Source organism: Nocardia sp. NPDC102475 (assembly GCF_055584605.1).
In genome coordinates this window covers 131,579-157,367 of record NZ_JBVJLS010000022.1, presented here as the reverse complement: position 1 = coordinate 157,367, position 25,789 = coordinate 131,579, and the positions used below count along the sequence as shown (strand labels likewise).

General features: G+C 65.2%; 29 protein-coding genes and 1 other RNA gene. 15 read left to right on the top strand and 15 right to left on the bottom strand.

The genetic code is table 11. The features are described from left to right. Nucleotides 1-137: 137 nt before the first annotated feature. Together ACZ60G_RS33240 and ACZ60G_RS33235 are read right to left on the bottom strand one after the other, a co-directional pair. Entirely contained in the window at nt 138-779 is a 642-nt protein-coding gene (locus ACZ60G_RS33240) for a cysteine hydrolase family protein (protein WP_465815213.1), read from the bottom strand. Continuing rightward, nucleotides 779-1,117 (bottom strand): YciI family protein, encoded by a 339-nt coding sequence (locus ACZ60G_RS33235; RefSeq protein WP_040688442.1) that lies wholly within the window; start codon nt 1,115-1,117, stop codon nt 779-781. The genes ACZ60G_RS33240 and ACZ60G_RS33235 overlap by 1 nt, the downstream gene beginning before the upstream one ends. Nucleotides 1,118-1,238: 121 nt before the next feature. Between ACZ60G_RS33235 and ACZ60G_RS33230 the strand changes: the two genes are divergently transcribed. Then, nucleotides 1,239-1,571, top strand: coding sequence for a winged helix-turn-helix transcriptional regulator (locus tag ACZ60G_RS33230; protein WP_040688440.1), 333 nt, complete (start codon nt 1,239-1,241; stop codon nt 1,569-1,571). 76 nt (nt 1,572-1,647) lie between these two features. Here the strand turns inward: ACZ60G_RS33230 and ACZ60G_RS33225 are convergent, their stop codons facing one another. The 3 genes from ACZ60G_RS33225 to ACZ60G_RS33215 all read right to left on the bottom strand — a co-directional run bounded on the left by ACZ60G_RS33225 (nt 1,648) and on the right by ACZ60G_RS33215 (nt 7,743). After that, nucleotides 1,648-4,659 (bottom strand): bifunctional [glutamine synthetase] adenylyltransferase/[glutamine synthetase]-adenylyl-L-tyrosine phosphorylase, encoded by a 3,012-nt coding sequence (locus ACZ60G_RS33225; RefSeq protein ID WP_465815212.1) that lies wholly within the window; start codon nt 4,657-4,659, stop codon nt 1,648-1,650. 89 nt (nt 4,660-4,748) lie between these two features. Next, nucleotides 4,749-6,089 (bottom strand): glutamine synthetase family protein, encoded by a 1,341-nt coding sequence (locus ACZ60G_RS33220; protein ID WP_465815211.1) that lies wholly within the window; start codon nt 6,087-6,089, stop codon nt 4,749-4,751. A gap of 115 nt (nt 6,090-6,204) precedes the next feature. Beyond that, a complete protein-coding gene (locus ACZ60G_RS33215) occupies nt 6,205-7,743 on the bottom strand; it encodes an alpha/beta hydrolase (protein WP_465815210.1) in 1,539 nt (512 codons plus the stop codon). A 183-nt stretch (nt 7,744-7,926) separates the two neighbouring features. On the opposite strand from ACZ60G_RS33215, the gene panB reads away from it, so the two are divergent. From panB to ACZ60G_RS33190, 5 genes are all read left to right on the top strand, one after another. After that, the gene (gene panB, locus ACZ60G_RS33210; RefSeq protein WP_465815225.1) at nt 7,927-8,781 is read left to right on the top strand and encodes a 3-methyl-2-oxobutanoate hydroxymethyltransferase; all 855 of its coding nucleotides are present in this window, start codon (nt 7,927-7,929) and stop codon (nt 8,779-8,781) included. Nucleotides 8,782-8,788: 7 nt separating this feature from the next. Continuing rightward, the gene (locus ACZ60G_RS33205; RefSeq protein WP_465815209.1) at nt 8,789-9,643 is read left to right on the top strand and encodes a phosphotransferase; all 855 of its coding nucleotides are present in this window, start codon (nt 8,789-8,791) and stop codon (nt 9,641-9,643) included. 89 nt (nt 9,644-9,732) lie between these two features. Continuing rightward, nucleotides 9,733-10,182 (top strand): hypothetical protein, encoded by a 450-nt coding sequence (locus ACZ60G_RS33200; RefSeq protein WP_465815208.1) that lies wholly within the window; start codon nt 9,733-9,735, stop codon nt 10,180-10,182. Then, nucleotides 10,182-11,144 (top strand): prolyl aminopeptidase, encoded by a 963-nt coding sequence (gene pip, locus ACZ60G_RS33195; RefSeq protein WP_465815207.1) that lies wholly within the window; start codon nt 10,182-10,184, stop codon nt 11,142-11,144. The genes ACZ60G_RS33200 and pip overlap by 1 nt, the downstream gene beginning before the upstream one ends. Nucleotides 11,145-11,146: 2 nt before the next feature. Continuing rightward, nucleotides 11,147-12,073 carry a CHAD domain-containing protein gene (locus ACZ60G_RS33190; RefSeq protein ID WP_465815206.1) on the top strand — a complete coding sequence of 309 codons (927 nt, stop codon included), beginning with the start codon at nt 11,147-11,149 and terminating at the stop codon, nt 12,071-12,073. Nucleotides 12,074-12,189: 116 nt separating this feature from the next. Here ACZ60G_RS33190 and ACZ60G_RS33185 read toward each other — a convergent pair whose 3' ends face one another. The 3 genes from ACZ60G_RS33185 to ACZ60G_RS33175 are packed head-to-tail and all read right to left on the bottom strand — an operon-like array spanning nt 12,190 to nt 13,731. Then, nucleotides 12,190-13,047, bottom strand: coding sequence for a helix-turn-helix domain-containing protein (locus ACZ60G_RS33185; protein WP_465815205.1), 858 nt, complete (start codon nt 13,045-13,047; stop codon nt 12,190-12,192). After that, nucleotides 13,044-13,544 (bottom strand): DUF6879 family protein, encoded by a 501-nt coding sequence (locus tag ACZ60G_RS33180; RefSeq protein ID WP_465815204.1) that lies wholly within the window; start codon nt 13,542-13,544, stop codon nt 13,044-13,046. Before ACZ60G_RS33180 ends, ACZ60G_RS33185 begins: the two co-directional genes overlap by 4 nt. Beyond that, nucleotides 13,534-13,731: a hypothetical protein gene (locus ACZ60G_RS33175; RefSeq protein ID WP_465815203.1), complete on the bottom strand. Its 198-nt coding sequence runs from the start codon at nt 13,729-13,731 to the stop codon at nt 13,534-13,536. Before ACZ60G_RS33175 ends, ACZ60G_RS33180 begins: the two co-directional genes overlap by 11 nt. A gap of 254 nt (nt 13,732-13,985) precedes the next feature. Here ACZ60G_RS33175 and ACZ60G_RS33170 point away from each other — a divergent pair, with 254 nt between their 5' ends. Next, nucleotides 13,986-14,447 (top strand): hypothetical protein, encoded by a 462-nt coding sequence (locus tag ACZ60G_RS33170; protein WP_465815202.1) that lies wholly within the window; start codon nt 13,986-13,988, stop codon nt 14,445-14,447. 398 nt (nt 14,448-14,845) lie between these two features. On the opposite strand, the gene ACZ60G_RS33165 is transcribed toward ACZ60G_RS33170, so the two are convergent. Both ACZ60G_RS33165 and ACZ60G_RS33160 read right to left on the bottom strand, forming a co-directional pair. Next, nucleotides 14,846-16,546, bottom strand: a complete 1,701-nt coding sequence (locus tag ACZ60G_RS33165; protein ID WP_465815201.1) for an RNB domain-containing ribonuclease — start codon at nt 16,544-16,546, stop codon at nt 14,846-14,848. A 17-nt stretch (nt 16,547-16,563) separates the two neighbouring features. Further along, nucleotides 16,564-16,896 carry a hypothetical protein gene (locus tag ACZ60G_RS33160; RefSeq protein WP_465815200.1) on the bottom strand — a complete coding sequence of 111 codons (333 nt, stop codon included), beginning with the start codon at nt 16,894-16,896 and terminating at the stop codon, nt 16,564-16,566. Nucleotides 16,897-17,325: 429 nt separating this feature from the next. Between ACZ60G_RS33160 and ACZ60G_RS33155 the strand changes: the two genes are divergently transcribed. After that, a complete protein-coding gene (locus tag ACZ60G_RS33155; protein WP_465815199.1) occupies nt 17,326-17,706 on the top strand; it encodes a hypothetical protein in 381 nt (126 codons plus the stop codon). Nucleotides 17,707-17,900: 194 nt separating this feature from the next. On the opposite strand, the gene ACZ60G_RS33150 is transcribed toward ACZ60G_RS33155, so the two are convergent. Then, the gene (locus tag ACZ60G_RS33150; RefSeq protein ID WP_465815224.1) at nt 17,901-18,758 is read right to left on the bottom strand and encodes a slipin family protein; all 858 of its coding nucleotides are present in this window, start codon (nt 18,756-18,758) and stop codon (nt 17,901-17,903) included. 127 nt (nt 18,759-18,885) lie between these two features. Beyond that, nucleotides 18,886-19,301: RNase P RNA component class A (rnpB, locus tag ACZ60G_RS33145), an RNA gene on the bottom strand. Between the two features lie 106 nt (nt 19,302-19,407). Between rnpB and ACZ60G_RS33140 the strand changes: the two genes are divergently transcribed. From ACZ60G_RS33140 to ACZ60G_RS33125, 4 genes are all read left to right on the top strand, one after another. Then, a complete protein-coding gene (locus ACZ60G_RS33140; RefSeq protein ID WP_465815198.1) occupies nt 19,408-20,295 on the top strand; it encodes an alpha/beta hydrolase in 888 nt (295 codons plus the stop codon). 61 nt (nt 20,296-20,356) lie between these two features. After that, nucleotides 20,357-20,965, top strand: a complete 609-nt coding sequence (locus ACZ60G_RS33135; RefSeq protein ID WP_465815197.1) for a TrmH family RNA methyltransferase — start codon at nt 20,357-20,359, stop codon at nt 20,963-20,965. Nucleotides 20,966-21,029: 64 nt separating this feature from the next. Beyond that, nucleotides 21,030-21,314: a hypothetical protein gene (locus ACZ60G_RS33130; RefSeq protein WP_465815196.1), complete on the top strand. Its 285-nt coding sequence runs from the start codon at nt 21,030-21,032 to the stop codon at nt 21,312-21,314. A gap of 36 nt (nt 21,315-21,350) precedes the next feature. Further along, entirely contained in the window at nt 21,351-21,929 is a 579-nt protein-coding gene (locus ACZ60G_RS33125) for an NUDIX hydrolase (RefSeq protein WP_465815195.1), read from the top strand. A gap of 4 nt (nt 21,930-21,933) precedes the next feature. Here the strand turns inward: ACZ60G_RS33125 and ACZ60G_RS33120 are convergent, their stop codons facing one another. After that, nucleotides 21,934-22,353, bottom strand: a complete 420-nt coding sequence (locus ACZ60G_RS33120; protein ID WP_063040418.1) for a pyridoxamine 5'-phosphate oxidase family protein — start codon at nt 22,351-22,353, stop codon at nt 21,934-21,936. Between the two features lie 233 nt (nt 22,354-22,586). Between ACZ60G_RS33120 and ACZ60G_RS33115 the strand changes: the two genes are divergently transcribed. Both ACZ60G_RS33115 and ACZ60G_RS33110 read left to right on the top strand, forming a co-directional pair. Beyond that, a complete protein-coding gene (locus ACZ60G_RS33115; RefSeq protein ID WP_465815194.1) occupies nt 22,587-22,994 on the top strand; it encodes a hypothetical protein in 408 nt (135 codons plus the stop codon). 116 nt (nt 22,995-23,110) lie between these two features. Then, on the top strand, nt 23,111-23,608 hold the full coding sequence (locus ACZ60G_RS33110; protein ID WP_465815193.1) for a GNAT family N-acetyltransferase: 498 nt from the start codon (nt 23,111-23,113) through the stop codon (nt 23,606-23,608). A gap of 20 nt (nt 23,609-23,628) precedes the next feature. Here the strand turns inward: ACZ60G_RS33110 and ACZ60G_RS33105 are convergent, their stop codons facing one another. After that, the gene (locus ACZ60G_RS33105) at nt 23,629-24,024 is read right to left on the bottom strand and encodes a hypothetical protein (protein ID WP_465815192.1); all 396 of its coding nucleotides are present in this window, start codon (nt 24,022-24,024) and stop codon (nt 23,629-23,631) included. 128 nt (nt 24,025-24,152) lie between these two features. Between ACZ60G_RS33105 and ACZ60G_RS33100 the strand changes: the two genes are divergently transcribed. Next, complete coding sequence (locus ACZ60G_RS33100; RefSeq protein WP_465815191.1) at nt 24,153-25,037, top strand: helix-turn-helix domain-containing protein; 885 nt, start codon at nt 24,153-24,155, stop codon at nt 25,035-25,037. On the opposite strand, the gene ACZ60G_RS33095 is transcribed toward ACZ60G_RS33100, so the two are convergent. Beyond that, nucleotides 24,977-25,675 carry a S1 family peptidase gene (locus tag ACZ60G_RS33095; RefSeq protein WP_465815190.1) on the bottom strand — a complete coding sequence of 233 codons (699 nt, stop codon included), beginning with the start codon at nt 25,673-25,675 and terminating at the stop codon, nt 24,977-24,979. The genes ACZ60G_RS33100 and ACZ60G_RS33095 overlap by 61 nt on opposite strands. Nucleotides 25,676-25,789 lie beyond the last annotated feature (114 nt).

Below are 25,789 nucleotides of genomic sequence, written 5' to 3'. Positions count from 1 at the left end.
TGTTCAGCGCGCGATGCTGCATGACCCGAACCACGCCGGGACTGGTGCCGATGGCCTCGGCGGTCTGCGCTGCGGTCCAGCCGAGCATGATCCGCGCTTCCAGGTGCTGACCGCGGTCGGTCCGGCGCGGCTTGCGCTCAGTGGCGGTGCATCCGCTCGACCAGCATCGCGGTGTCCGTGGTGAGCGAGCCACCAGCGAAAGCCAGTGTGGCCAAGGAACGTTCGGCCGCATCCCGATGGCCCGCACCGCAGGCATCGGTCACCACAATCGGGAGATAGCCCAGGTCAAGGCTGTGCCGGACGGTGGGTTCGATGCCGACCTCCAGAGCGATGCCCGCAATGGCGTAAGTGTCGATGCCCAAGTCGCGCAGGGCGATATCGAGCGGTGTCGCCGAGAAGGCCGACATGGTGATCTTATCGATGACCACCTCGTTCGGACCGGGGGTCAGCTCGGGGACGAGCTGATACTGGGGCGACCCCTGCGGGAAGCTGGAATTCACCTCGTTCGGGTTGTCGACCCGCTGCCACTCCATGGCCGTGCGCAGTTGCGCGACCCCGGCCGCCGCGGGCGGCAGGGACATGTGACGGGTGTAGAAGACGCGAAAACCGTTCTCCCGCGCAGCATCCCGCAGCTGCACACAGGCCTGGACGATCTTGTCGCCGTCCGGCAGTTGCCGCACGATGCCGACCTGCATGTCGTAGACGATCAGCGCCATCCTGGTCGGATCACAGGCATCCGCGAGGGTCTGCGGAATGCTCAGACCGTAGGCGTATTGCATCAGGCCGACCCCACCTTCGTCCGGTCGTAGGGCTCGGCGACGTCGACGGCGGGATCCATCAGCGCCTCCAGCGGCAACGGGGCCTGCACCGGAACGTAGGTCCATTCCAGGTGACCGGCCTTGGTCAGCGGGAAATCGGCGACATAACGCTTGGCCTCCTCGACGCTGTCGACCTCGAATACGATCACCACGCCCGGCTCATCGGCGCGCGCGTAGTTCTCGCGCACGATGCCCGCCTTCCACAGCCGCCACACATTGGCGACCTCTTCGGGAAGATAAGGGGTGATGGTCTCCATCGTCACGCCGGGCTTGAAGCTGTCGAAAACGATGACTTTCACGGGAATCGAACTCCATGTCTGCAGAATGTGGTGCGGCCGCGCCGCAGTGCGAGTTCCATGTAAGCCCGATGATTACAGTGTAACAAGAACGCACTTTTTGGTGAGTACCGGGAGGCGAGCAATGCCGGAGAAGCGCTATTACTGCGCGGTGGAGGTGACCGTCGATCTCATCGACGGCAAATGGAAGCCGGTCATCCTGGCCCACCTCAAGGAGGGCGTGCGCCGCTACGGCGAATTGCGGCGCCTGATGCCGAGCACCAGCGAGAAAATGCTCGTCCAGCAACTGCGCGACCTGGAGTCCGACGGCCTGATCCGCCGCACTACTTTCGATACCGTGCCGCCCCAGGTCGAATACGACCTGACCGAGGAAGGCTGGAGCCTGGTCCCCGTGCTCACCGCCCTCTACGAATGGGGCCAAAAACGCGCCGACCGCGCAGGCATCCCCCTGCCCTGAGCGAAATCGCCCACGGTAGTCGAATGGCGGCCGCCGTGCCCACTGAGAACCACCTTTCGACTACCGTCGGCGGGGGTCAGCCGCCGAAGACGCGCTCCACCACCGCTTTTGCGCGGCGGGTGATGCGCATGTAGTTGTCGAGGAACTCGCTGCCGTCGTCGTTCGGCCAACCTGCGACGCGCGCTACGGCCGATAGTAGACGGCCCGGGCCGGGTAGTTGATCGGCCGGCTTGCCGCGCACGAGCACCAGCGCGTTGCGCGCCCTGGTCGCCGTGATCCAGGCTTCGCGCAGCAGCGAAACATCTTCGATCGCAAGCAATTTGGTTTGCTCGATGACATCGAGGGATTCCAGCGTCGAGGTGTTGTGCAGTGCGCGCACATCGTCGGCGTAGCGCAGCTGCATCAGCTGGACGGTCCATTCGATATCGGCGAGACCACCGCGTCCGAGTTTGGTGTGGGTCGCCGGATTCGCACCGCGCGGCAGGCGTTCGGCATCCACCCTGGCCTTGATCCGGCGGATCTCGCGCACAGCCTCCGCCGATACCCCGCCCTCGGGATAGCGCACCTTGTCGATGATGTGCAGGAACCGGACACCGAGGTCCTGGTCCCCGGCCACCTGATGCGCGCGCAGCAGGGCCTGCACCTCCCACGGCTGCGCCCACTGCTCGTAGTAGGCGGCATAGGCGGCCAACGTGCGCACCAGCGCACCGTTGCGCCCCTCCGGGCGCAGTCCGGCATCGACCTGCAGCAGCGGATCGGTACTCGGCGCACCGAGCAACCGCTGCACCTTCTCCGCAATGCTGATCGCCCATTTCACGGCCTTGGTCTCGTCCTCGCCGGGACGCGGGTCGCAGACGAAGAGCACATCGGCATCGGAGCCGTAACCGAGTTCCAGGCCGCCCAGTCGACCCATGCCGATCACTGCGAAGTCGGCCGGTGCCGGCGCCCCGAGTTCGACCTCGCTGGCTCGAATCACCGCGCGCAGTGCGGCTTCCAGCACCGCGACCCACACCGAGGACAGCGCCCGGCACACCTGCGGCACGTCCAGCATGCCGAGCAGATCGGCCGAGGCCACCCGCGCCAATTCGTGTCGGCGCAGTGAACGGGCAGCGGCCACAGCACGTTTCGGATCGTCGTAGCGCGCCGCCGCGGTAAGGATCCCGCGCGCAACGTCTTCCGGCTGCGGGCTGAGCAACAGCGGCCCACCCGGACCGTCGGCATACATCCGGATCGTGTCCGGTGCGTTGATCAGCAGATCCGGCAGATATTCCGAGGAGCCGAGCACGATCATCAACCGCTGTGCGATCGCGCCCTCATCGCGCAATTCGCGCAGGAACCAGATCTGATCGTCCAGGCCTTCCGAGACCCGCCGGTAGGCGAGCAGTCCGGCATCGGGATTCGGAGTGTCCCCCAGCCATTCGAGCAGGGTCGGCAATAGCAGCGCCTGAATCCGGCCCTTGCGCGATACCCCGCCGGTCAGCGCTTTCAGATGTCCCAGTGCGTTTTCCGGGGCAACATAGCCGAGCGCCGCCAACTGCCGGATCGCCGCGTCCGGGCTGAGCCGCAGGGCGTCGGGATCCATCTTGACCACCGATTCGAGCAGTGGCCGATAGAAGAGTTTGGCGTGTAATCGCCGCACCCGCACCGCATTTCGGCGAATCTCATTGCTCAGCACGCCGACCGCGTCCTGCCGTCCATCCGGGCGGATATGGGCCGCGCGCGCCAGCCAGCGCATGCCTTCCTCGTCATCGGCGGCGGGCAAAGTGTGGGTGCGCTTGAGCCGCTGCAACTGCAGCCGGTGTTCGAGCAGGCGCAGGAATTCATAAGAGGCGGTGAGATTCGCGGCATCGTCGCGGCCGACATAGCCGCCCGCCGCCAACGCCGTCAGCGCCTCGATGGTGTCCTGGACGTGCAGGGTTTCGTCCACTCGTCCGTGTACCAATTGCAGTAGCTGCACGGCGAATTCGACGTCACGCAGGCTGCCGTGGCCGAGTTTGAGCTCGCGCTCGCGCAGATCGGCGGGCACCAGATCCTCCACTCGACGCCGCATCGCCTGCACATCGGCGACGAAGTCGGGGCGCTCGGAGGCGGTCCACACCATCGGCATCAGCGCGTCGCGGTACTGCTCCCCCAGCGCCAGATCGCCGGTCATCGGCCGCGCCTTGAGCAGTGCCTGGAACTCCCAGGTCCTGGCCCAGCGCTTGTAGTACGCGATATGCGAGTCCAAGGTGCGCACCAGCGCACCCGCCTTGCCCTCGGGCCGCAGTGCCGCATCGACCTCGAAGAAGGCCGCGCTGCCCACGCTCATCATCTCGGCGGCCAACCGGGTGGCGGTGGCATCGGCCGGTTCGGCCACGAAGACGACATCGACATCACTGACGTAGTTGAGTTCGCAAGCACCGCTCTTGCCCATGGCGATCACGGCCAGCCGCACCGGCACCGGGGAGTCCTTACAGACCCGTGCCACCGCTACCGCGAGCGCCGCGGTCAGTGCGGCATCGGCGAGATCGGTGAGATGGCGGCCGACCACCTGATATGGCAGCACCGGCTCGTTCTCCACGGTGGCAGCCAGGTCCAGCGCCGCCAAGAGCATGAGCTGATCGCGATATCGCTTGCGCAGCAGCGCAATTGCCTCGGGACCGGATAGCTCGGCCCGGTACAGTACCGCGTCCGCATGCGGACTCTCGGCCGGTACGGCCTGCACCGCGTCCAGCAGGTCGGCGATCAGCTCCTCGCGCGCGGGTAACTTGTCGCGCAGCAGAATTCGCCATGCGGGAGGGTCTGCGACCAGATGATCGGCGAATGCGCTCGACGATCCGATGAGCGCGAAAAGCCTGCCGCGCAAGGCGGTATCGGTCCGCAACGTCGAATCGAGCTCGGACCAGTCATCGCCGAGCGCGGCCTGCAACCGCGTCAGCGTCAGCAGTGCGAGATCGGCATCGGGCGCGCGAGACAGCGCCCACAGCACTGGAATGGAGTCGATATTGTCCCAAGCCAACTCTCGTAACGAGGCGGCGGCGGTCGGCTCGAGCAAGCCGAGCCGACCGACACCGGGGACAGCAGAACGAGCAGAGGGCGGCCGGACCATAAGTCCAACTTAGATGGCCGATCATCTCTTTCCACCCGGCCGGGGTGGAAAGAGTCGCAAACGTAGCCGACCGCGCCGGGTTTAGCGGGCTAGAGGCCGAGGTACTCCTTCAGCTCGTACGGCGTCACCTGGCTGCGGTAGTCCGCCCATTCCCGGCGCTTATTGCGCAGGAAGAAGTCGAAGACGTGCTCACCGAGCGTCTCGGCGACCAGCTCCGAGCGCTCCATCGCCTGCAGGGCCTCGTCGAGCGTGCCTGGCAGCTCACGGAAGCCCATGGCGCGCCGCTCGGCGGCGGTCAGCGACCACACGTCGTCCTCGGCCTCCGGCGGCAGCGTGTAGCCCTTCTCGATGCCGCGCAGACCGGCCGCGAGCAGCACGGCGAAGGTCAGGTAGGGATTGCAGGCCGAATCTGGGCTGCGGATCTCGACACGGCGCGAGGAGGACTTGTTCGGGGTGTACATCGGCACCCGCACCAGCGCGGAGCGGTTGGACCGGCCCCATGAGGCCGCCGTCGGCGCCTCGCCGCCGTGGATGAGCCGCTTGTAGGAGTTCACCCACTGGTTGCTGATCGCGCTGATCTCCGGGGCGTGCTCCAGAATGCCCGCGATGAACGCGCGCGCGGTCTCCGAGAGGTTGATCGGATCGTCCGGATCGTGGAAGGCGTTGGCCTCACCCTCGAACAGGCTCATGTGGGTGTGCATGGCCGAGCCCGGGTACTGGGCGAACGGTTTGGGCATGAAGGTCGCGCGCACGCCCTCATCGATGGCCACTTCCTTGATCAGGTAGCGGAAGGTCATCACGTTGTCGGCCATCGACAGCGCATCGGCGTAGCGCAGGTCGATCTCCTGCTGGCCCGGTGCGCCCTCGTGGTGGCTGAACTCCACCGAGATGCCCATCGACTCCAGCGCGTCGATGGCGTGGCGGCGGAAATTGGGGGCGGAATCGTGCACGGCCTGATCGAAGAAGCCGCCGGAATCGGCCGGGGTCGGCATGGAGCCGTCCTGCGGGCTGTCCTTCAGCAGGAAGAATTCGATCTCCGGGTGCACGTAGCAGCTGAACCCGACGTCACCGGCCTTGTTGAGCTGCCGCCGCAGCACATGGCGCGGGTCGGCCCACGACGGCGAACCGTCGGGCATGGTGATATCGCAGAACATGCGCGCGGAGTGCTGGTGGCCCTTACTCGTCGACCACGGCAGCACCTGAAAGGTCGAGGGATCGGGCCGCGCGACCATATCGGCCTCCGACACCCGGGCGAACCCCTCGATGGCCGAGCCGTCGAAGCCGATGCCCTCTTCGAAGGCGCCCTCCAGCTCCGCCGGAGCGATGGCAACGGACTTCAGATAGCCCAACACATCGGTGAACCAGAGACGCACGAAGCGGATATCCCGCTCTTCGAGCGTCCGCAGCACGAATTCCTTCTGGCGATCCATGTCGCCGAGCGTAAGCACCCGGCGTTAAATCCGTGTTACATACACGCTTAGGGATTGCAATCCCATCATTCGGAATGAATCGCACAGGGTGCAAGATCGCGTTGTGAGCGGGGGATCAGCAGGTCAGACCGGCCTCAGGGACCTTCAGATCAGTGAGGTAGGAGATCACCGCGTCGTCAAGGCACTGGTCACCCGCGACCAGTGCCGCGGTGTGTCGGGTGCCCTTGTAGGTGATCAGTGCGGCGCCCAACTGGTTGGCCAGATCGACACCGGCCTGATACGGCGTCGCGGGATCCTCGGTGGTCGACACCACCACCGTCTTCGGCAGACCCGGCGCCGAAACCTTGTGCGGTGTGCCGGTGTTCGGGACCGGCCAGACGGCGCACAGTTCCAGCGGTGCGGTACCGGTGCCGCGGCCGTCGTCCAGGAACGGCGCCGCCTTGCGGTATTCCGTGTCCTGTCGACCCGCCACCGCACGATCGTTGATCGGCGGATCGTCGACGCAGCGGATGGCGTTGAAGGCCTCCTGGGTGTTGTCGTAGCTGCCGTCGTCGCGGCGGCCGTCGTAGAGATCGGCGAGCTTCAGCAGCGTGTCGCCCCGCCCGTCGCGCAATTCGGACAGGCCGACGGTGAGCACCCTCCAGAAATCATCGGAGTAGAGCGCCTGCTGCACGCCGGTGATGGCATCGCCGTAGCTGAGTCCGCGCGGATCGGTGGTCGCGGCTGGTTTGGTCTCCAGCGGATTCACCAGCGCGCGGAACTTCGCGACCGCCTGGGCCGGATCGGTGCCGACCGGGCAGTCCTGCTGCTTGGCGCATTCCGCGGCATAGGCTTCGAATGCCTGCTGGAAGCCCGCCGCCTGCCGCAGCGATTCCTGCACCGGATCCTGGGAGGAGTCCACCGCACCGTCGAGCACCAGCGCGCGCACATTGTCCGGGAACTTCTCGGCGTAGGCCGAGCCGAGCTTGGTGCCGTATGAGTAGCCGAGGTAGCTGAGCTTCGGATCGCCGAGGACGGCGCGGATCACATCCATGTCCTGCACCACCTCGCGGGTGCCGACGTGGGCCAGGAATTCGGTGCCCGTGCGCTCGACGCAGTGGCCGACGAACTGACGGTTCTCGTCCTCGGCCTTGGCGATGCCGTCCGGGGTGTTGTCGGTGGGGGGTTCGGCGCGTTCGGCGTCGTTCTGCTGCGGGGTCAGACAGGCGATGGTCGGGATCGAGGAGCCGACACCGCGCGGATCGAAGCCGACCCTGTCGAAGCGCTCGGCCAACGGCGTCTTACCCGCGATACCCGCCATCGACAGACCCGATACGCCCGGCCCGCCCGGATTGAGCAGCAGTGAGCCGATCCGCTTGCCGCTGGCCGGAATTCGGGCCAGCGCGATCTGCGCGGTCGCGCCGTCGGGCTTGGTGTAGTCGACGGGCACAGTGATGCGGACGCATTCGGTATTGGGTGCGGGGCGGTCGTCCGGGGAGCCGAAATCGTCGCAGGAACCCCAGTTCGCGGTCTGGCTGTAGAACTTCTCGAGGCCCTGGGGCGGAGTGGGTAACGCATTGCCCGGCGCGTCCTCGGATGCGCTGCATCCGGCCGCCACCACCGCCAACGCCACCGCGACCAGCACACCACGCGACCCACTCCGCACCACAGACATGGGGAAGATCCTGCCATTGCCGGGCGAGGCCGTGCGTCGGGTCGCCCGGCGGCGCGGATGCGGCTGTGACCAAATGCACCGTCATCGCACTTAAGTCGCGATCGCACGGGTGGCAGACTGGATTCGTCACACAACCCGGGGACCCGGACGGGCCTCGAGGCGACAACCACGAAAGGGACGATGATGTCCGTATCCGAATCGGAGACCCCTGCCTACGGCGCTGCCCCAGCTGCCAAGCCGGTCAAGCGCAGGACGCGGGTACCTCATCTGCAGCAGATGAAGGCGGATGGCGAGAAGTGGTCGATGTTGACCGCCTACGACTATTCCTCCGCTCGCATCTTCGAAGAAGCCGGAATTCCGGTACTACTGGTGGGCGACTCCGCCGCCAACGTCGTCTACGGCTACGACACCACCGTGCCGATCACCGTCGACGAGCTCATCCCGCTGGTGCGCGGTGTGGTCCGTGGTGCACCGCATGCGCTGGTGGTGGCCGATCTGCCGTTCGGCACCTACGAAACGTCGCCGCAGCAGGCGCTGGCCACCGCGACCCGGTTCATGAAAGAGGGCGGTGCGCACGCGGTCAAGCTGGAGGGCGGTGAGCGGGTCGCCGAGCAGATCGCGCTGATCACCTCGGCCGGTATTCCGGTAATGGCGCATATCGGCTTCACCCCGCAGAGCGTCAATACCCTCGGTGGTTTCCGGGTGCAGGGCCGCGGTGACGGCGCCGAGCAGCTCATCGCCGATGCCATCGCGGTCCAGGAGGCCGGTGCGTTCTCCGTGGTGATGGAGATGGTGCCCGCCGAGTTGGCCGGCCAGGTGACCCGCAAGCTGACCATTCCAACCGTTGGCATCGGCGCCGGCGCGGAATGCGATGCGCAGGTGCTGGTCTGGCAGGATATGGCAGGCTTCACCAGCGGCAAGACCGCCAAGTTCGTCAAGCGGTTCGGCCGGATCGGCGATGAATTGCGTTCCGCCGCGGCCGCTTACGCCGATGAGGTGCGCCGAGGGACCTTCCCCGGCCCCGAGCACAGCTTCTGAGTTCACGATGACCGGCCGAGCAGTGCACGCGCCAGCCGCGCTGCTCGGCCAACCCGTGCAGCCGATGCTCGATTGGGCCACGGGTGTTCTCACCGATCGCGGCTTGAAAATCGTTGAGACGCCGGAGGAAACGCGGCGGCGAGCGTGGTCGTTGATCGTGCGCATCCCGACCGATGCGGGTCCGGTGTGGCTGAAGGCCAATGCTCGCGCCGGTGCGCACGAGGGTCCGCTGCTACAAGCATTGGCCCGGTTGCTACCCGGCAGTGTGCTCGAACCGCTTGCGGTGCGACCGGATCACGGCTGGTTGCTCAGTCCCGACGGTGGTGCCACCGCGCGGGATTCCGCGGCCGCGTGGACCGAATTGGTCCGCCGCTACGCCGACCTCCAGTTGGCGATGGGCGATCACATCGATGAGCTGCGTGCCACGGGCACACCGTATCTGCCGCCGTCCCAACTGATCACGGTGTATCGGCATTTCGAGCCACGCGTTCCCGGCCTCGGCGCGGCGATCACCGAAGCCGGCGCGGCGCTTGCCGAATTCGGCAGGCTGAGCATCGAACACAATGATCTGCATCCGGGAAACGTGTTCACCGATTCGGACATGTTGTTCGACTGGGGCGATGCGGTAATCACCCATCCGCTGCTGTCCTGGCGCGTGCTGCGCGGTCCGCACCGCTCGGAATATCTGGACCGGTGGCGGCAGTCGTGCGCCGTCACCGATGCCGAGATCGCCCTCGCCGACCGGCTGGCACCACTGGCCGCCCTGCATCCGTGGCGCACCATCGACGCGTCACCACCGCGGTTCGCGCGCTTCCTGCACGGCTTGCTCGACGATCTGCGCGCGGGCTTCGGCCCGATTTGATCGGCGGCGCCCAGCAAACTCACGCGGGCCAGGCGCGGCAAATAATGGCAGACTCGAAGCCGACAATGCCGACACGAGCAGAGGTACCGATGCCGCAACCCCGTTGGATTTCACGCAGCACGCTGGTGGTGGCGGGCCTATTCGCCGCCGCGGCACTCACCGCCTGCGGGAGCGACTCGACCCCGGCGCCCACCGGCAGCTCGAGCTCCACCACCGGATCGGCGACAGCCACCAGCGCGGGCAAGACCACCAGCGCACCGACGACGACCCTGGAGATCTCCGACGCGTCGGCCACCCAGCTGTGCGACATGATCCGCCCGGAACTGTCGAACTGGCGGGTGCAGGGTCCGACGCTGGGCCGGATCGGGCTCAATGCGCTGGTGCACGAATGGGCGCTGCGCAATGGCGGCATCAACGGCCACGTACTCGCCGATAAGGCGATGATCGACCGGATCACCACCAAGAGCTGCGCCGATGTACACCAGCAGGCGATCGAAGCGCTGGAACTGCCCGATCTGGCTTCGGGAATCGCCTTCTGATGCGAACCCTCTACCCCGCGATCGAGCCGTACGAAACCGGCATGCTCGATGTCGGCGCGGGCCAGTCCGTGTACTGGGAGGTCAGCGGGAACCCGGACGGTAAGCCCGTGGTGTTCCTGCACGGCGGACCCGGTGGCGGCACCGAACCGTTCCACCGGCAGTTCTTCGATCCGGCCGCCTACAAGATCGTGCTGCTGGATCAGCGCGGCTGCGGACGATCCACCCCGCATATCGCGGACGGTGCGAGCCTGGAGACCAATACCACCGCACATCTGATCGCCGACGTCGAAGCGCTGCGTATTCGTCTCGGCATCGACCGCTGGCAGGTATTCGGCGGCTCCTGGGGTTCCACGCTCGCACTCGCCTATGCGCAACAGCATCCGGAGCGGGTCACCGAACTGGTGCTGCGCGGGATCTTCCTGTTGCGGCGCAAGGAAATCGACTGGTACTACAACGGCGCCGCGGGCAACATCTACCCCGACGAGTGGGAGAAGTTCCTGGCCCCGGTACCGGTGGACGAGCGCGACAGCGATCTGGTGCAGGTGTACCACCGGCTGCTGCACTCCCCCGACGAACAGGTCGCCGAAGCGGCCGCCATCGCCTGGTCCACCTGGGAGGGCGCGACGAGTTCGCTACTGCCGCACCCGGATCGGGTGCAGGAAAGCGCCCAGCCGCGGTTCGCGCTGGCCTTCGCCCGGATCGAGAACCACTACTTCGTCAATCGTGGATTCCTCGACGAGGGACAACTGCTCCGCGATATCGACAAGATCGCGCACATCCCGGCCGTCATCGTGCAGGGTCGCCACGATGTCGTCTGCCCGGCGACGAGCGCATGGGAACTGCATCGCGCCTGGCCCGGTTCGGTACTGCACATCGTGGACGACGCCGGTCACGCCGCCTCCGAACCCGGAATCACCCACCATCTCGTCGAGGCGACCGACGGATTCGCGAAAGTGAGCTGATCATGGTCAGGGCCGGAACCGCCATCGTCGCGGCGCTGCGCGACGACGTCGACCGGCTGCTGGCCGCCGAACCGGACGTCCGCGCCGACGCCTGGGATTCGGTGCACCAGATGCGGGTCGCGACGCGCAGACTGCGCAGCGTGCTGCGCTCCTACCGCACGCTCTTCGAGGCCACGCCGATCGCCGAGATGCAGGACGAACTGAAGTGGCTGGCCGAGCTGCTCGGTGTTGCCCGTGATGCCGAGGTGCGGGCGGAACGGTTCGCGGCACTGCTGGCCGCACACGCACCGCAGGATGAATTCGCCCGGCTCGCAACGGAATCAGCTGCACCAAAGACGGCGGGCAGCGCCTACGTGCCAGGCACCACCGAGTACGTGCGTACCGAACTGGTCGACGCGGAGCGAGACCGGTACCGGAGCGCGCATGCCGAGATCCTCGACGCCCTCGATCACCACCGCTATCACGCACTGCGCCACCGTCTTTCGTCCTGGCGCACCGACCCGCCCCTCGATGCCGACAAGTCGAAACAGCCCGCCGCCGAAGCCTTCGAACGTATCCTGCGCAAGGACCGCAAACGCCTACAGCGACTGGTCTACGCCGAACCCGCCGTCTCCCCCACCGAGCGCGTCGAACTGCTGCACGACATCCGCAAGGGCGCCAAGCGCCTGCGCTACTCCTGCGAGGGCGCGACCGACGTACTCGGTAGTGCCGCAAAGGATCTCGGCATCGAAGCCAAACGCCTGCAAACCGTACTCGGCGACCACCGCGACGCCGTCGAATCCCGCGAAGCCATCCTGGCCCGCGCCGCCCGAACCCACGCCACCGGCGTCAACGCCACCATCTACGAACTACTCGCCGACGCCGAAGAAATCGCCGCGGGCGAAGCGCTGGCCAAATACCCCGCCGCGGCGGCGTTCGTATCGGGTTGACTCGTCATTACCGAGGCTTTTCTCGCCTCAGGTCGAGAGCTGTCCTGATCAGCGCTCTCGCGGCTTCACCTTTAGCCGACTGGCCGACCAGAATCTGGAACGCCTTCTCTAAGAGGCTATCTCACGCGGTCCGGGGGCCGTCCGCGTCGTTTGTCGAGTGCCGCCCCGATCAAACTCCGTGCAGCCTCACCGGTGACCGATTGCCTCGCGAGAATATCGAACGTACGGTGATAGACCTTGATCTCTCTCGGCTGAGTAATGTTCAACTCCGCGGTTATACCCTCAATAAGAACCATCTTGTTGTCGAACATCAGAAAACTGGTTGTGGCAGTCTCGAATGGCGCCATGAACGGAATGATTCCCAACGTTACTCGTGGCATACCCTGAACAGCTAACAGCCTATCCATTTGGCCGATCATGGTCTGATCGTTTCCGACCGTGGTGTACAAGGCTTGCTCGGCGATGACGAAATGAAACAAGTGGTCTCGCTGATACAAGATTCTCTGACGCTCCATACGCTTGGACACGCCTTCGTCCAAGTCGTCTGGTATCTGTTGGAAGTCGATAACCTTCCGCAGGATACCGGTAGCATAGTCGGCTGTTTGAAGCAGACCAGGGATAAGGACCGGTTCGAACCATCGGAGTATCCTGGCCTCGGATTCCCACTTGATAGAAGCCTGTTGCCGTCGTTTGGTGCCGGTGCCGAGAATCTTCCGCCATTCGAGGTACGCGGTATCTATGTTCTGGCGGGTAGCATGTAGGTCCGCTAACTGGTCTTCGGCATTACAGTCTCTGCAATACGCGGATATATCGTCTAATGACGGCTTGATTCTGCCGTACTCGATTTTGGAGACTTTACTAGCGTCCCAGCCGTTGCGGCGTGCTAGTTCAGCGCCGGACAGACCGGCGGTAAAGCGAATCTCCCGAAGACGTGCCCCGAGAGATTCGCGTTGTTGATCAACAGAACCAGTCACCGTGTGACGTACTCCGAATACGGGATAGCTAGCGACCAGAACTGTTCTTTCAACCGCCGACAGTAAGCAGCAATATGCGAGTCGGCGGTTACTGCACCCGACCAGCCTCCGGATTCCCCGAATGCGGAGAAGATGACCAATTCATCATCGAACAACCAGAAATCGTCTGGCGGTACTTCCCCAGCCTCATGCCGGGGCAGATAACGGATATCTTCCCCTGCCTTTGTGTTCAGTTCAGCTACGGCCATAGAAAACCGGGTGTAGTCGGTGTGGGGCTCCGTGACGATACGGACCCGTGTAACTGCCACACCTCGGTCAGCTGTTTCCTGCACTACCCCTGTCCATGGTTGGAACCATGCGAAGTCGTCCGGCTCATTCGCCAGGAACCGCCGTAGCGGTTCGTATTCCTGCGGTTCGGCGTAGGAGTCGAGTACTTCGAGGTGGAACGCTTCCCGCTTGCAGGTCCGGAGTAGATCCGGAAACCCTTCATCGGGCACTAGCAGCACCGTAGAACATCCTTTCTAGCTTCGGAACCTCGATAGCCGTCTCGTCGTCGGCAAGGTCGAGTTGTCCGAGTATTTCTGGTTCAGTGATCGGTCGACCGGTGAGCTGGAACGTGCCCCGGCCGGTGTCGGTCAGCGTCGCACCGATAAACGTATCCGGCTCCAAGAAGCCGAGCAGCAAGTGAGGTAGCTCGACGGTATCGGTCCGGTCGGTGGGTTGTCGCGATCGGGCTGCCGCTGGCGGTGACGGTCGGAGTGATCGTGTGGCCAGAACGGATACCGAAAGACCGCACTGTCAGGGGAATCCACGAACGGATCGAACGCGAGGACACGGGCGGGATGAAGCCCGACCCGTCACGGGAGTACTGATCGGCTCCCGGCTGGTCAGGATATTGAAATGGGAAAACATTGCAGTACAACATTTCTCGGCTAAGCATGATCGTCGCAGCGCTCGGTGCGATGCTGGTCTCCGGCGCAGGCAGCAACGTCGCGAATGGCAATCCAAGCGAGCCGCTGGTGACCGATGCGCGAAGACAGTTGTGTGACAACGGATTCATCTTCACCAAGCCAACGATTGTACCGCCGGACGTTCATGCAGACACATGGGCGAAATGCGACATGCCCCGCGAGGGCGATCCGGGGTTGACCCACGATTACTACATGAGCTTGCAGCGGCTGAATGACTCGGGCCAGTGGGATTCTGTGGGTCAGCACATACGAACCCGGCTGGTGCCGTGGTCGCGTCAGACCCACACCGCGACCGCTCCGTGTGTGCCGGGGACGTGGCGCATGTACGCCCAGGTAGTGGGTACGATCCAGGGCAGGCCAGACGGCCCGATCGAGACCATATCTGGCACACGAGATGTTTCGGCCGACGACTGCAAAATAGGCGGATGACGTGAGATTGCCGAACGGACGGCGGTACGCCGACTACGACGGTCCGGTTACCATGCGCGATCACCTGACCGGCCTATGGAGGGCGGCGACGCGACCCCGACCCCGACGTTGGCTGAATCCACGACACACGCGCGCAGGTCACATGCTGAATCGCGAGATGGGGTGGTGGACAGTGCGGCCCATGATGGGGTGGCGGTCACGGCGATGGGTCAGCAAGCCGACTTACGCAACTCGAACCATTGCCAGCAACGATCTCGAGGCAGCCCGGAACTGGATGGTCGCGTCTCTCGGAATCTGACGGTACTGCCGCTGCGGGGCCTCCAGACTGGACACCCACGCCCGTTGGGCGGCAATCCGTTTCGTAGATCTGGATGGCGCGTGAAGCCGACACGACGGCGTCAGATGGGATAGCCGAAGCTGATCTTGCGGGTGGTGGGGTCGGCGGCGACCAAGCGGACCTGGACTTGCTCGCCTTCCGGGGGTGCGCCGATGCAGGGGCCGACTACTGGTGGGTCGGCGATGAAGACCTCTGCGGGGCGGGTGCCGTTGGCTTCGCGTACTACTACGGCTTCGAAAATCGCGCCGCTGCGCTCGGCGAGCAGGGTGGCTTCGGTGAGGTCGATGCAGGCGCGTTCCACTTTGCCCGCGATGCTGTCGCTGCGTTTCATCGACTCGGCAGTGGGGACCAGGCCATCGCGGACCCATTGCGGCACTTCGGTTCCGGCGCAGCGGGCCAGGCAGATCTCGGTGGCGAAACGGTCGGCGAGGCGGCGCAGTGGTGCGGTGACGTGCGCGTAGGGCGCGCCGATTGCGCTGTGCTGGAGATTGTTCGCGGTCTGAGCGACGCTCGCAGATTTGGCGCCGGTCCGCCCGCCGCCGACCGCACCGGGACTGCCTGGCGCGCCCGTGCCACCGACGGAATCCGATCCGTCTCGTGAGCCCGCGCCGCCCGGCGACTCGGCATAACCTCCTGACCGCGAATCGCCCTCCAGCTCGGCGCCGCCCGCCGCCCGCGCACCGCCTGTCGATTGCGCACCACCAGCCGACTGAGCACCTACCCCAGAACCATTCACCCCGGCACCGGCCACCCCATCGAGCACCGTATATCCCGCACCACGCAGCAGCCCGGTCGCCTCGGACATCAGCACCAACGTCGCAGGCGCATTCGGATCGAGCCCGGCAAGCATCTGACCGACGGACTGTTCCACAGGCCAGGCAACCCCCAACGCCGCGGCGGTCCTGCGCATCGAATCGATCGCCGAAACAATGGGCGGCGGCATCGTCCGCAGCAATGCGATGCGCTCACCGACACTGGGCGCACCATCGGATCCGGTGCCGTTCAACATGATTCGCGCCGCGCACATGCCGGTCAGCAGGGAAATCTGCTCGTTCCAGTCGTCGGCGGCGGTGCGAGGTTCCACCACCAGACGCCAGTGGCCGACGGCCTTGTCGTCACGGATGACGCTCTGGGCGGGCAGGCGCAGCCCGATCGCGCCGCGTGCCAGCCCGGCCTCGATGCGCCGCTTGCCGAATTCCGGCAGGGCCGCGATCGACGGATGCAGGCGGTTCGCGTCGGCGTCGGCCTGGACGCTCGCGTAGTCGAGTCGGGCGCGCGAGCGCACGGTGGCCCGGATCACCGAGAATCGCTGCGGTTCCGTGTTCTCATCGCATTCGATGGTCCAGAGGGCGGCCGGCCTGGTCTGGTCGGGCAGCAGGCTTGCGGAATTCTCCGACAGGATCGGCGGGTGCAGCGGCACGGTGCCGTCGGGGAGATAGAAGGTCTGGCCGCGCACGCCCGCTTCCTGGGCCAGCGGGCCCGCGGGGTCTACTACGGCGCCGACATCGGCGATCGCGTAATGGACGGTGAAACCGGAAGAGGTGCGTTCGATATGCACCGCCTGGTCCAGATCCATGGCGCCGGGCGGGTCGATTGTGACGAATGGAATATCGGTGCGATCGGCGCGAGTGCCCGCGAACGCGTCGATCGCGTCGCGGGCCGCCGCGGTGGCCTCGGCGGGATACGCCGAGGCCAGTCCGAATTCGGATCGAATGGCGCCGAAATCGACCGGCGCCGACACGATCCGCTGGTGAAGTTCCACGCTGTCGCAGTCGGTCTCTACTGCAGTGCCAGCATGGTGCCGTTCAATTCATTGAGCGGGCCGTACACGGTAAAGGTCACCCGGCCACCCGGGACGCTGGTGGAAACGCCCGCCGCCGCGTCCAGCGCCTCGCCGAACGACGCCGCCGACGGATGCGGCAGACCGGCAATGGTCTGCCCGATGTGGTTCTGGTACACCCAGGCGGTGTCGGCCGGGTTGAGGTCGACCTGGACCCCACCCGCCAGCGGGGTGACCGCGACCGCCGAGGCGGATCCGGTGCCCAGCATGGCGAAAACCGATGCGGCCCCGGCGATAAGCGCACCGGCGACCAGTGAACGAACAATCCGCATAGAGTTGTGACCTGCTTCCGTGATCGAAGAATGTGATTTTCGTGGCGGACCGGCAACGGGTCTTACCAACGGCGCCTACTCTATGACGTCGCTCACGTTCTAGGCCAGTTCCAACCGAATCGCCATGCCGGACACGCCGAGCCCGGCGAGGTCACACCCCGGCTGCTAGGGTTCCCCGGCGTGGCGGGATCGAGCTTTTCCCGCACATTCGCAAGTGACCTGTACGTCGACAATTGGGAGTTATCCACTGATGTCAACGATTCTTTTCGATTACCTGATGCCTCTGCTCGGGCCCGAGCAGGCGGCGTATTGGGCTCAGGTTTTCATGGTCAACCCGCTCTGACCTCACCGTCAACGATGCGGTTTTCGTCGCCTTCCGTTAACCGGACGGGAGGCGACGTTTCCCAACTGCCGCTAGCATCCCGCTGCGTGACCAGAACTACCGCCGCTATCGCGGCCAGCTCCGCCGTGTTCGCCCTGCTCCTTGCCGGTTGCAATGATGACAGCGGCTCTTCTGCGGCTCCCGCTTCCGCGACGACTTCAGCGGCCAAGTCCGCGGGCGGCGAGACAATTGACAACGTCAAGGCGGGGACGTTCGTCGTCAGCTACCGCAACGCCTTCCCCAAGCTCGCCGAGGGCAAAGACGACACCAAAATCCGCGACATCCTGGTCGACACCTGCAAGGACATCAAGGGCGGCAAGGGCGAGGACGAAGTCGTCCAGAACGTCATCAAGCGCACGAAGGGCACCTCCGAGGCCTCCAAGGAAGAGGCCCAGGCGATCTTTCAGATGGCGAAGATGCTCTGCTGAGCGAAAACCTCAATCCTTCAGCCACGGAAAGTAATTGGGCAGGTATTTCAACACATACCCCACGGTGATCATGAGAATGATCGCGATCACGGGAATCAGTATGGACATCGGCCCGGTTTCCTTACGTTGTGCTACCGATGCGGTGGTACGGCACGCAATAGCTGCCGTACCCGTATCGGTATACGCCTGTTGTGTTACGGGCGCGTTCCATCTTGTTCGACCGCTGGCGTGTTGCCCTGACCGAGCGCCTGTGTCGGGTCGGGCGGGTTGATCTCCGGTGTGGATTCGGATGCGGTCGGGGTGGGCTCGGCGGTGGTCGCCGCGGACGGCGTACCGCGTTCCAGGAACCGCAGCAATTCCACCGGGAACGGCAGCACCAATGTCGAATTCTTTTCCGCCGCAACCTGAACCACGGTTTCCAGCAATCGCAGTTGCAGCGCCGCCGGCGATTCCGACATCTGCGCGCCCGCCTGCGCCAACTTCTTCGACGCCTGCAATTCGCCCTCGGCGGAAATCACTCGCGCCCGCCGTTCCCGCTCCGCCTCGGCCTGCCGCGACATCGAGCGCTTCAGCGCATCCGGAATCGAGACATCCTTGATCTCCACCCGATCGATATGGATACCCCAGGAGAGCGCCGGGCTATCGATCATGATCTCGAGCCCCTTGTTCAACTCCTCGCGATTGGACAACAGGCTGTCCAGATCGCTCTTTCCGATGATCGAACGCAGGGACGTCTGCGCCACTTGCCCGACGGCGAACAGATAGTTCTGCACTTCAACCACCGCGCACACCGGATCGACCACCCGGAAATAGACCACCGCGTCGACGCGCACCGTCACGTTGTCTCGGGTGATGCCGTCCTGTGCGGGCACCGGCATGGTGACGATCTGTGTCGAGACCTTGCGCATCCGGTCGACGAACGGAATCAGCATGCGCAGTCCGGGCTCTCGGGTTCCGACCACCCGGCCGAACCGGAATACCAGCCCTTTCTCGTATTGGCTGACCACGCGCGCGCTCATCGCGGTGAGCACCCCACCCGCGACCGCCCCCATCCCGAAAATCGCCCCGATAACAGCAAGAATATCCATGGCTACACCCCGTGCGAAGTGCCTGACCGCACCGAATTCCGGCTCAGCGGTCACCTCCATCATGGCACCGGCGAGCACCGGATTGCAGGGGCGGACGAGTTGACCTGTAAGCCGGATCCTGTCCCCGGTTCACACCGGGTGACGGCCATCCATCTGGACACACCGTTGCCGGGTGCCTCGAGCGGTCCACCCGCAGGCTCGGGCGAGCAACCCTCGAACACCTGCGCAGCCGCACCGCGAACGGTGCGACCTTCGACCTTGCTCCGGGCGGGGTTTACCTAGCCGCCCCGGTCACCCGGGGCGCTGGTGCGCTCTTACCGCACCGTTTCACCCTCACCGCACGATCCCGAGGGATCGTGGGCGGTCTGTTTTCTGTGGCACTTTCCCGCGGGTCACCCCGGGTTGCCGTTAGCAACCGCCCTGCTCTGTGGAGTCCGGACTTTCCTCGGCGACGGGCGGCGACACTCGCGTGCCCGTTCCCATCACCGCGGCCGCCCGGCCAACTCGTCCGCAGCGTTTAGCCTACTTTGATCTAGGGGTACGTTGTTCACTGGCCTGACCTGTGACCGGTCGGGGGGCAATAGTTCGGACCGAAACAGTACGGTGAGGTGCCATGGAACGTGTCGAGGTCAGTTTTCCCTCGGGTAGCGAGCACTGCGCTGCCTGGCTGTATCCCCCCGCTGGCATCCCCAAGCCCCGCCCACTTGTCGTGATGGGGCACGGACTCGGCGCCAACCGGGAGATGGGTCTGGATAGATACGCACGTCGTTTCGCCGCCGCCGGGATGGGTGTGCTGGTATTCGATTACCGGCATTTCGGGGCCAGTCAGGGTGCGCCGCGTCAGCTACTACATATCGCCCGGCAGCGCGAGGACTGGCGCTCGGCCATCGCCTACGCGCGCACGCTGCGCGGCTTCGACGCGACCCGAATCGCGCTGTGGGGCACTTCTTTCGGTGGCGGCCATGTGTTGTCGGTCGCGCCCGACGACGACTACATCGCGGCCGTCGTCGCTCAGGTTCCGTTCACTAGTGGCTGGGCATCGGCCATGGCGAAGGGGCCGACCAGTCTGACCAAGGTGGCCACTATCGCGGCCACCGATCTGCTCGTCGGCCCGATCCGGCGCAAGCCCGTTCGTGTCCGGTTGGCCGGTCGGAAGCGCTCGGCGGCGCTGATGAGCGCGCCGGATGCGCCGGAGGGTTATGGCAGGCTCGCCGACGAGAGCGAGACCTACGAACCGAAAGTCGCCGCCCGCGTCGCCTTTTCGACGCTGTTCGATTCCCCTGGCCGCCGGGCCAAGGCATTGAAGATGCCGGTCTTCTACGCGATCGCCGATAACGACACCATCGCGCCACCGAAGCCGACCCTGCGCGCGGCCGAACGCACCAAGCACGCGATCGTAAAGCGTTATCCGGTAGGACATTTCGATGTCTACTTCGACGATGTCTTCGAGCAGACGGTGTACGACCAGACCGAGTTCCTGGTGTCGGTGCTGCGGCCCTAGCTGCAGCACGGACGGTATGCTGGGACGATACGGCCGGTCGTCAGGATGACCGGCCACGTCGATGGCCTGGTGCGCCGCGAAGCGTCATTGTGATGGAACTCATTGTCCGCCAAGCCTTCCGCTCCCTCGGGAAGGGTATTCCCGCGCGCCGGTGACGGCCGCGCGGGTGCGCACTCGCCCCGAAATCCGCCGTCAGCGGCGTCCGCGTTCGCATGGCTGTTGGAATCATCTACTCGCGGCACCGCTTTGGCCCAAGCACGGTGTCAATCTCGGCACGCTGCTTCGCACCTGCGATGCGGTCGGTGCGTGCATGGCGGTGCCGCGACGGCCCTGGGTGCCCGATGCGCTCGACCACGGCAATACGCTGCGCCACCGCCAGTGCGTGCACTGGATCGACGGGCGGGTCGATCGGTGGCTGCAGCGTCAGCGGGACGGGGGTTCGGCGATCGTCGGCGTGGAACTCACCGACGAATCCATTCGGCTCGCCGATCTGCCCGTCGCGCGCAAACGTACCGTCATCGTGCTCGGCAACGAGTCCACCGGGATTCCGCCGGAAGGACTGGAACTGCTGGATATGGCCGTCGAGATCCCGATGGTCGGCACCGGGCACAGTCTCAATGTGGCCGTCGCCGGATCGCTCGTGCTCTACAAACTCGCGGGGCTGTGCTGAGCCGGTGCTGCTGGAATGCGGGTCGCGGTAGATTGCGGGGGAATTCGGAAGTGGGGAGCGGGTGATGACCGATCCGTTGGCACTGGAGGTTCGGCGGCAGCAGTTGTTTCATCGGCTGCGGGAACTGCGTGGGGCGTTGGCCGGGCTCGATGCCGATTACAGTTCGTTGCAGGCCTCGGGAATATTGGTCGATACCGAAGGGATCGGGGCGCTCACCACCCCGGCCTACTGCATTGCCGGGGCGCGAGAAGTCTTCGAGGAGACCATGATCGAACTCGATGCCGCCGCCGATGCGCTCGATCGCGCCGGTGTGTACACCACCCGGCTGCGCCCGGTCGTCCTCGAGTAGTAAACCTGTCGGTGCCTGCGGCTACAGTCACCTGCCATGAACCTCGCGACCGCGACCGTCGCCGATATCGTCGACGCGATCACGCCGCTCGACGCACTCGAACGGCAGCATATCGAGGACACCCAGGCCTGGCTGGCCTCGACCGACGATGTGTTCCGTCGCGTCAAACCCGATACTCCCCCACGGCATCTGGTCTCGTATGTGGTGCTCGTCGACCCGCGAGCCCGCAGCGTGCTGCTCGGCCGGCATCTCCTCGCCGGACTGTGGCTGCCGACCGGCGGCCACCTCTCGCCGGGAGAACATCCGCTGACCGCCGCCGGACGCGAGGCCGCCGAGGAGTTGGGCATCGATCCCGAATTCACCGTCATCGGGACCGCACCGCTGTTCCTCACCGTCACGACGACGGTCGGCACCCACAGCGGACACCAGGATGTCAGCCTCTGGTATGTCATCCGCGGCGACCGCACCCGCGAATACACCTTGGATCCGGGCGAATTCGCGGAAGCTCGCTGGTGGGATATCGACAGCTTCGACCGCACTGACGCCGATCCACATTTCGCGCGCTTCCTCACGAAACTCGAACCGCTACTCCCCGAAAGGATTCCGAACCTGTGAACGACTATCGATCGGCCTCGTCCGGCCCTACGTACTCGATTCCGGTGACAATGTCGGGCAGGATTCTGGTCACTCGATCACCGGACCCGACCGTACGAGCGGGCAAGAACTGTTGGTAGTGCACGATTTCGTGTTGGTCGCGCACGGTGTCGGCGATGCCGGTCACGATCACGCACCAGCCGAGCGAGGTCCGGTGGTCGATCGCGTCCACCTCATAGGCCACGACTTGACGATCGAGCGAACCGGTGGTCGCAGCGTCGGCGTAGATGACCAGATGGTCCTCGACCAACGCATGGCTGACCGGGCGAATCGCGGGTAAGGCGTAGCGCGAGAACGCGACACGCCCGAATCCGATCGTGCCCAGCAGGTGCAGCGCGGTATCGACCGACAGTTCGCGTGACTCCCGCACACCGTGTACTGCCATACCCCATTGTCCATCAGTTCGCGATGCGAAGCAGCCCCTATCGATCACCTCACTTCGGACCGGCGGTGATCATGTTGCCTACCAAGCAATTACACGGTACGAAGGATAAACAGGTATCGGTTTTCCGAAGGAGCCGTTCGTCGCCGCCGAAATCGGGCGCAGTAGAATGGCCACGTCTCCGGGGTCCCGAAACGTGGCCACAAAATACGAAGCAACGACTCAGGAGGATTTCGATGCCCGACGATGTGCGGTCGAGCTCCCGGACCGGCGCCCGCGTGGGCAGCAGCCGAGGCACGTGGCGTAGGCCGCGACGATCATTCGGCCCCACCAAGGAGCTATCCGGAACCGCCACCGCGTTCGCCGATACCAGCGATCGGCTGGTGCGCCGCCTCTTCGACACCGGGCTGCGGCTGCACAAACTTCGCATGGTCTTCGATCGACCGGATCCGAGCGCCGCCGAATTGCGGACGGCCAGCGATGCGATCGCCGCGATGCTCGACGACCTGGATGGGCTGATCCGCGAAACCGGACTCACCATGCTGGATCTCGCCCACGAACGGGATACCGAGACGATCGAATCGCTGCGCAACCAAGCCATACACGACGGGCGCCTGACGAATCGTCGCGGACGACTACGCTGAGCCGACGACTCAGCGCATATCGTTCCGGATCGGCACGACGTCCAACACAGCCGGACCGGCAAGTCCGAAAAGATGTTCATTTGCGTGATGCAGCGGTGTCGGTACACGATCACCGGATGAGAGTGCGGCAGTTGGGCGGGGACGAATGGACGGTCGCCCGGGAGATCCGGCTCGATGCCCTGGCGGGATCGCCACCGGGGACGTTTGCCTCGACATTCGAGGTGGCATCCCGGTGGGACGAGCCGCAATGGCGGCAGTGGATGAGGACGCGGTTGCTATTCGTCGCCGAGCGCGACGGCGGAGTCGTCGGCTCGGCGGGCATCGTGACCAAGACCGATGACAGTCCGCCGATGGTGGCGTCGGTCTGGGTGAATCCGAGCGCACGCGGCACCGGAGCCTCGGATCTGCTGCTAGCCGCAACCATCGACTGGACCAGGGCAAATGGTCACGAGGAACTTCGGCTCTGGGTTGTCGAAGGCAACCATCACGCCGAGTCCCTGTACCTGCGAACAGGTTTCGCCTTCACCGGAGGCAAACAGCGGTGCGCAGAGGATGATCCTCGACTCGAAAGTGAAATGTTCATTGCGGTGATGTCCGGTATCGTGCCGACCTGACCTTCCGACGGCACCGACCGTCACAACCCCGCCCGCCGCACCCCACTCACCTCCAGCGCCGCGAATACCGCAACCCACACCGCGCCGATCAGCAGGAACGCGACCCCGAGCCCGGTCAAGTCGAGCAGACCCGAGAACGGCAGCACCAGCAGCGCCAACGCCGAGACCACATTGACCCGGATAACAGCGACCGAATGGCTCGGCACGAGATCCGGATACCCGGCAATGAGCAGCAGCGCCAGTCCGCCGCCGACCATCGCGACGCCGAACGGAATGGACCAGGCGGTCGGCAGCCCCAACGGCCCGCTCAGCGCAGCCGCCCCGGCCAGCATGACGACGCCGAACACTCCGGTGCCCCAGCCGTCCAAGCGCAGTACGGTACGCAGGTAATCGGTGCGGGCGACGAGTGTGCTCAATCTTCTTCTCCTTTGTCGATCCGGCAGCCGATCGGCTCCCGAAGCCGACCATGCCGGGCCTGAGGTGAAGGTCTCAATAACCTCTGAGGTCATGGCCGAGCGCACGCGACGCTGATTAGCCTGCCCAGGTGGCGGTAAATCAGACGGAATCACGGGTCGGCGCCCTGCTGCGCGACTGGCGGCAGCGGCGCAGGCTCAGCCAGCTCGATCTGGCGCTGGCCGCGGACAGCTCCTCGCGCCACATCTCCTATCTGGAGACCGGACGGGCAAAACCCAGCCGAGCCATGATTCTGCGGCTCTGCGATGCGCTGGAGGTGCCGCTGCGCGAGCGCAACACCCTGCTGCTGGCCGCCGACTACGCACCCGCCTACCGGGAGAGCAGTCTCGACGACGCCGGCTTGGCCTCGGTTCGCTCCGCCCTCGACATCATGCTGACCGCGCACGAGCCCTATCCGGCGGTCGTGGTGGACCGGCTGTGGAATGTGGTCACCGGCAATATTGCCATGGGCCTGTTCATGGCCGATATCCCCGAAGCGCTGATGCTGCCGGAACCGAATGTCTACCGGCTGGTGCTGCACCCCGACGGCCTCGCGGCCCGTCTCGCCAATCTGACCCAGGTGCGAGAGTTGTTCCTGGAGCGACTGTCTCGCCAGGTCAATGCCACCGGCGACGCCGAGCTCCGGACACTCTACGACGAGGTCGCCGCCTATCCCGTACCGCTGGGTTTCATCGATGAACCCGATGACGATGCGGCACAACCCAATCCATTCGAGGTCCCGCTGCGCATCAGAACTCCGTTCGGCGAACTACGCATGTTCAGCACCATGGCCACCTTCGGCGCACCGGCCGATGTCACGCTGTCCGAGCTCGCGATCGAATTGTTCTACCCACTCGACGAATTCACCGCCGCAGCCCTGCGCGGGCTCGCGGCGGCGCACAACCCGTCGAGGGATCAGAGGGGTTGGAATCCGCTGCCGACACCGCCGGTGGCGTCGACGGCCTGGAGTATCTGATCGATCGGTGCGAAGAATGCCGGTGAGTGAATGGGATTCGCGGGGAAGATGCACGGGATGTTGAATCCGACGCCGCCGATTCCGGTCAGCCGTCCCTGATTCATGCCGACCAGTCGATCACCGACGGTGACCGGACCACCGGAATCGCCCGGCTTGGAACAGGATTGGTTGATGGTGGTGCCCTCCAGCGAACCCCAGACCACACCGCAGTCGAATCCGCTGCTGCGCCCGCTCGTGCACACCGGTTCGCCGGGTGCGGGTGCCGCACCGAATCCGGCGATGGTGGTCGGCCCGACATTGCGCACGGGCGTGACCTTGGCCGGATCGAATTGCAGCACCGCGAAATCGAGGCCTTCACCCTCATCGGAGTATGCGACCGTGCCGATCACACCGGCATCCAGGAAGCGCTCGGCGCCGAATCGCGCGCCGGTCGGGGCGCAGTGCCCCGCGGTCAGCCCGACCAAGCGCCCGTCGCTGTCGTAGCCGATCGTGGTCAGCGAGCACGCGGCGTTGGTATCGAAGACCAGGCCGGAACTGCCGCCGATCACCGCATTTCCGCCAGCCTGCGCGGTACCGGCACCCGCGAATCCCGTGGCGGCCACAGCCGCCGAGCACAGCGCGATCGTTGCGAATCTCACGGCAACTACTCTCCTTCTCGAAAAGCGCTGGCCGACATCGCAATCGACTCAGGCATTGGCCAACCGCACACACGATGGAGAGCCGCCCCCGACAGCTGCGGCCACCCCGGAACT

What these genes read in the sequence shown, in the direction of transcription:
- ACZ60G_RS33240 (WP_465815213.1), bottom strand. Translation starts at nt 779, where the DNA reads ATGCAATACGCCTACGGTCTGAGCATTCCGCAGACCCTCGCGGATGCC.
- ACZ60G_RS33230 (WP_040688440.1), top strand. Translation starts at nt 1,239, where the DNA reads ATGCCGGAGAAGCGCTATTACTGCGCGGTGGAGGTGACCGTCGATCTC.
- ACZ60G_RS33225 (WP_465815212.1), bottom strand. Translation starts at nt 4,659, where the DNA reads ATGGTCCGGCCGCCCTCTGCTCGTTCTGCTGTCCCCGGTGTCGGTCGG.
- ACZ60G_RS33220 (WP_465815211.1), bottom strand. Translation starts at nt 6,089, where the DNA reads ATGGATCGCCAGAAGGAATTCGTGCTGCGGACGCTCGAAGAGCGGGAT.
- ACZ60G_RS33215 (WP_465815210.1), bottom strand. Translation starts at nt 7,743, where the DNA reads ATGTCTGTGGTGCGGAGTGGGTCGCGTGGTGTGCTGGTCGCGGTGGCG.
- panB (WP_465815225.1), top strand. Translation starts at nt 7,927, where the DNA reads ATGTCCGTATCCGAATCGGAGACCCCTGCCTACGGCGCTGCCCCAGCT.
- ACZ60G_RS33205 (WP_465815209.1), top strand. Translation starts at nt 8,789, where the DNA reads ATGACCGGCCGAGCAGTGCACGCGCCAGCCGCGCTGCTCGGCCAACCC.
- ACZ60G_RS33200 (WP_465815208.1), top strand. Translation starts at nt 9,733, where the DNA reads ATGCCGCAACCCCGTTGGATTTCACGCAGCACGCTGGTGGTGGCGGGC.
- pip (WP_465815207.1), top strand. Translation starts at nt 10,182, where the DNA reads ATGCGAACCCTCTACCCCGCGATCGAGCCGTACGAAACCGGCATGCTC.
- ACZ60G_RS33190 (WP_465815206.1), top strand. Translation starts at nt 11,147, where the DNA reads ATGGTCAGGGCCGGAACCGCCATCGTCGCGGCGCTGCGCGACGACGTC.
- ACZ60G_RS33170 (WP_465815202.1), top strand. Translation starts at nt 13,986, where the DNA reads ATGATCGTCGCAGCGCTCGGTGCGATGCTGGTCTCCGGCGCAGGCAGC.
- ACZ60G_RS33160 (WP_465815200.1), bottom strand. Translation starts at nt 16,896, where the DNA reads ATGCGGATTGTTCGTTCACTGGTCGCCGGTGCGCTTATCGCCGGGGCC.
- ACZ60G_RS33150 (WP_465815224.1), bottom strand. Translation starts at nt 18,758, where the DNA reads ATGGGGGCGGTCGCGGGTGGGGTGCTCACCGCGATGAGCGCGCGCGTG.
- ACZ60G_RS33140 (WP_465815198.1), top strand. Translation starts at nt 19,408, where the DNA reads ATGGAACGTGTCGAGGTCAGTTTTCCCTCGGGTAGCGAGCACTGCGCT.
- ACZ60G_RS33135 (WP_465815197.1), top strand. Translation starts at nt 20,357, where the DNA reads ATGGCCTGGTGCGCCGCGAAGCGTCATTGTGATGGAACTCATTGTCCG.
- ACZ60G_RS33130 (WP_465815196.1), top strand. Translation starts at nt 21,030, where the DNA reads ATGACCGATCCGTTGGCACTGGAGGTTCGGCGGCAGCAGTTGTTTCAT.
- ACZ60G_RS33125 (WP_465815195.1), top strand. Translation starts at nt 21,351, where the DNA reads ATGAACCTCGCGACCGCGACCGTCGCCGATATCGTCGACGCGATCACG.
- ACZ60G_RS33120 (WP_063040418.1), bottom strand. Translation starts at nt 22,353, where the DNA reads ATGGCAGTACACGGTGTGCGGGAGTCACGCGAACTGTCGGTCGATACC.
- ACZ60G_RS33115 (WP_465815194.1), top strand. Translation starts at nt 22,587, where the DNA reads ATGCCCGACGATGTGCGGTCGAGCTCCCGGACCGGCGCCCGCGTGGGC.
- ACZ60G_RS33110 (WP_465815193.1), top strand. Translation starts at nt 23,111, where the DNA reads ATGAGAGTGCGGCAGTTGGGCGGGGACGAATGGACGGTCGCCCGGGAG.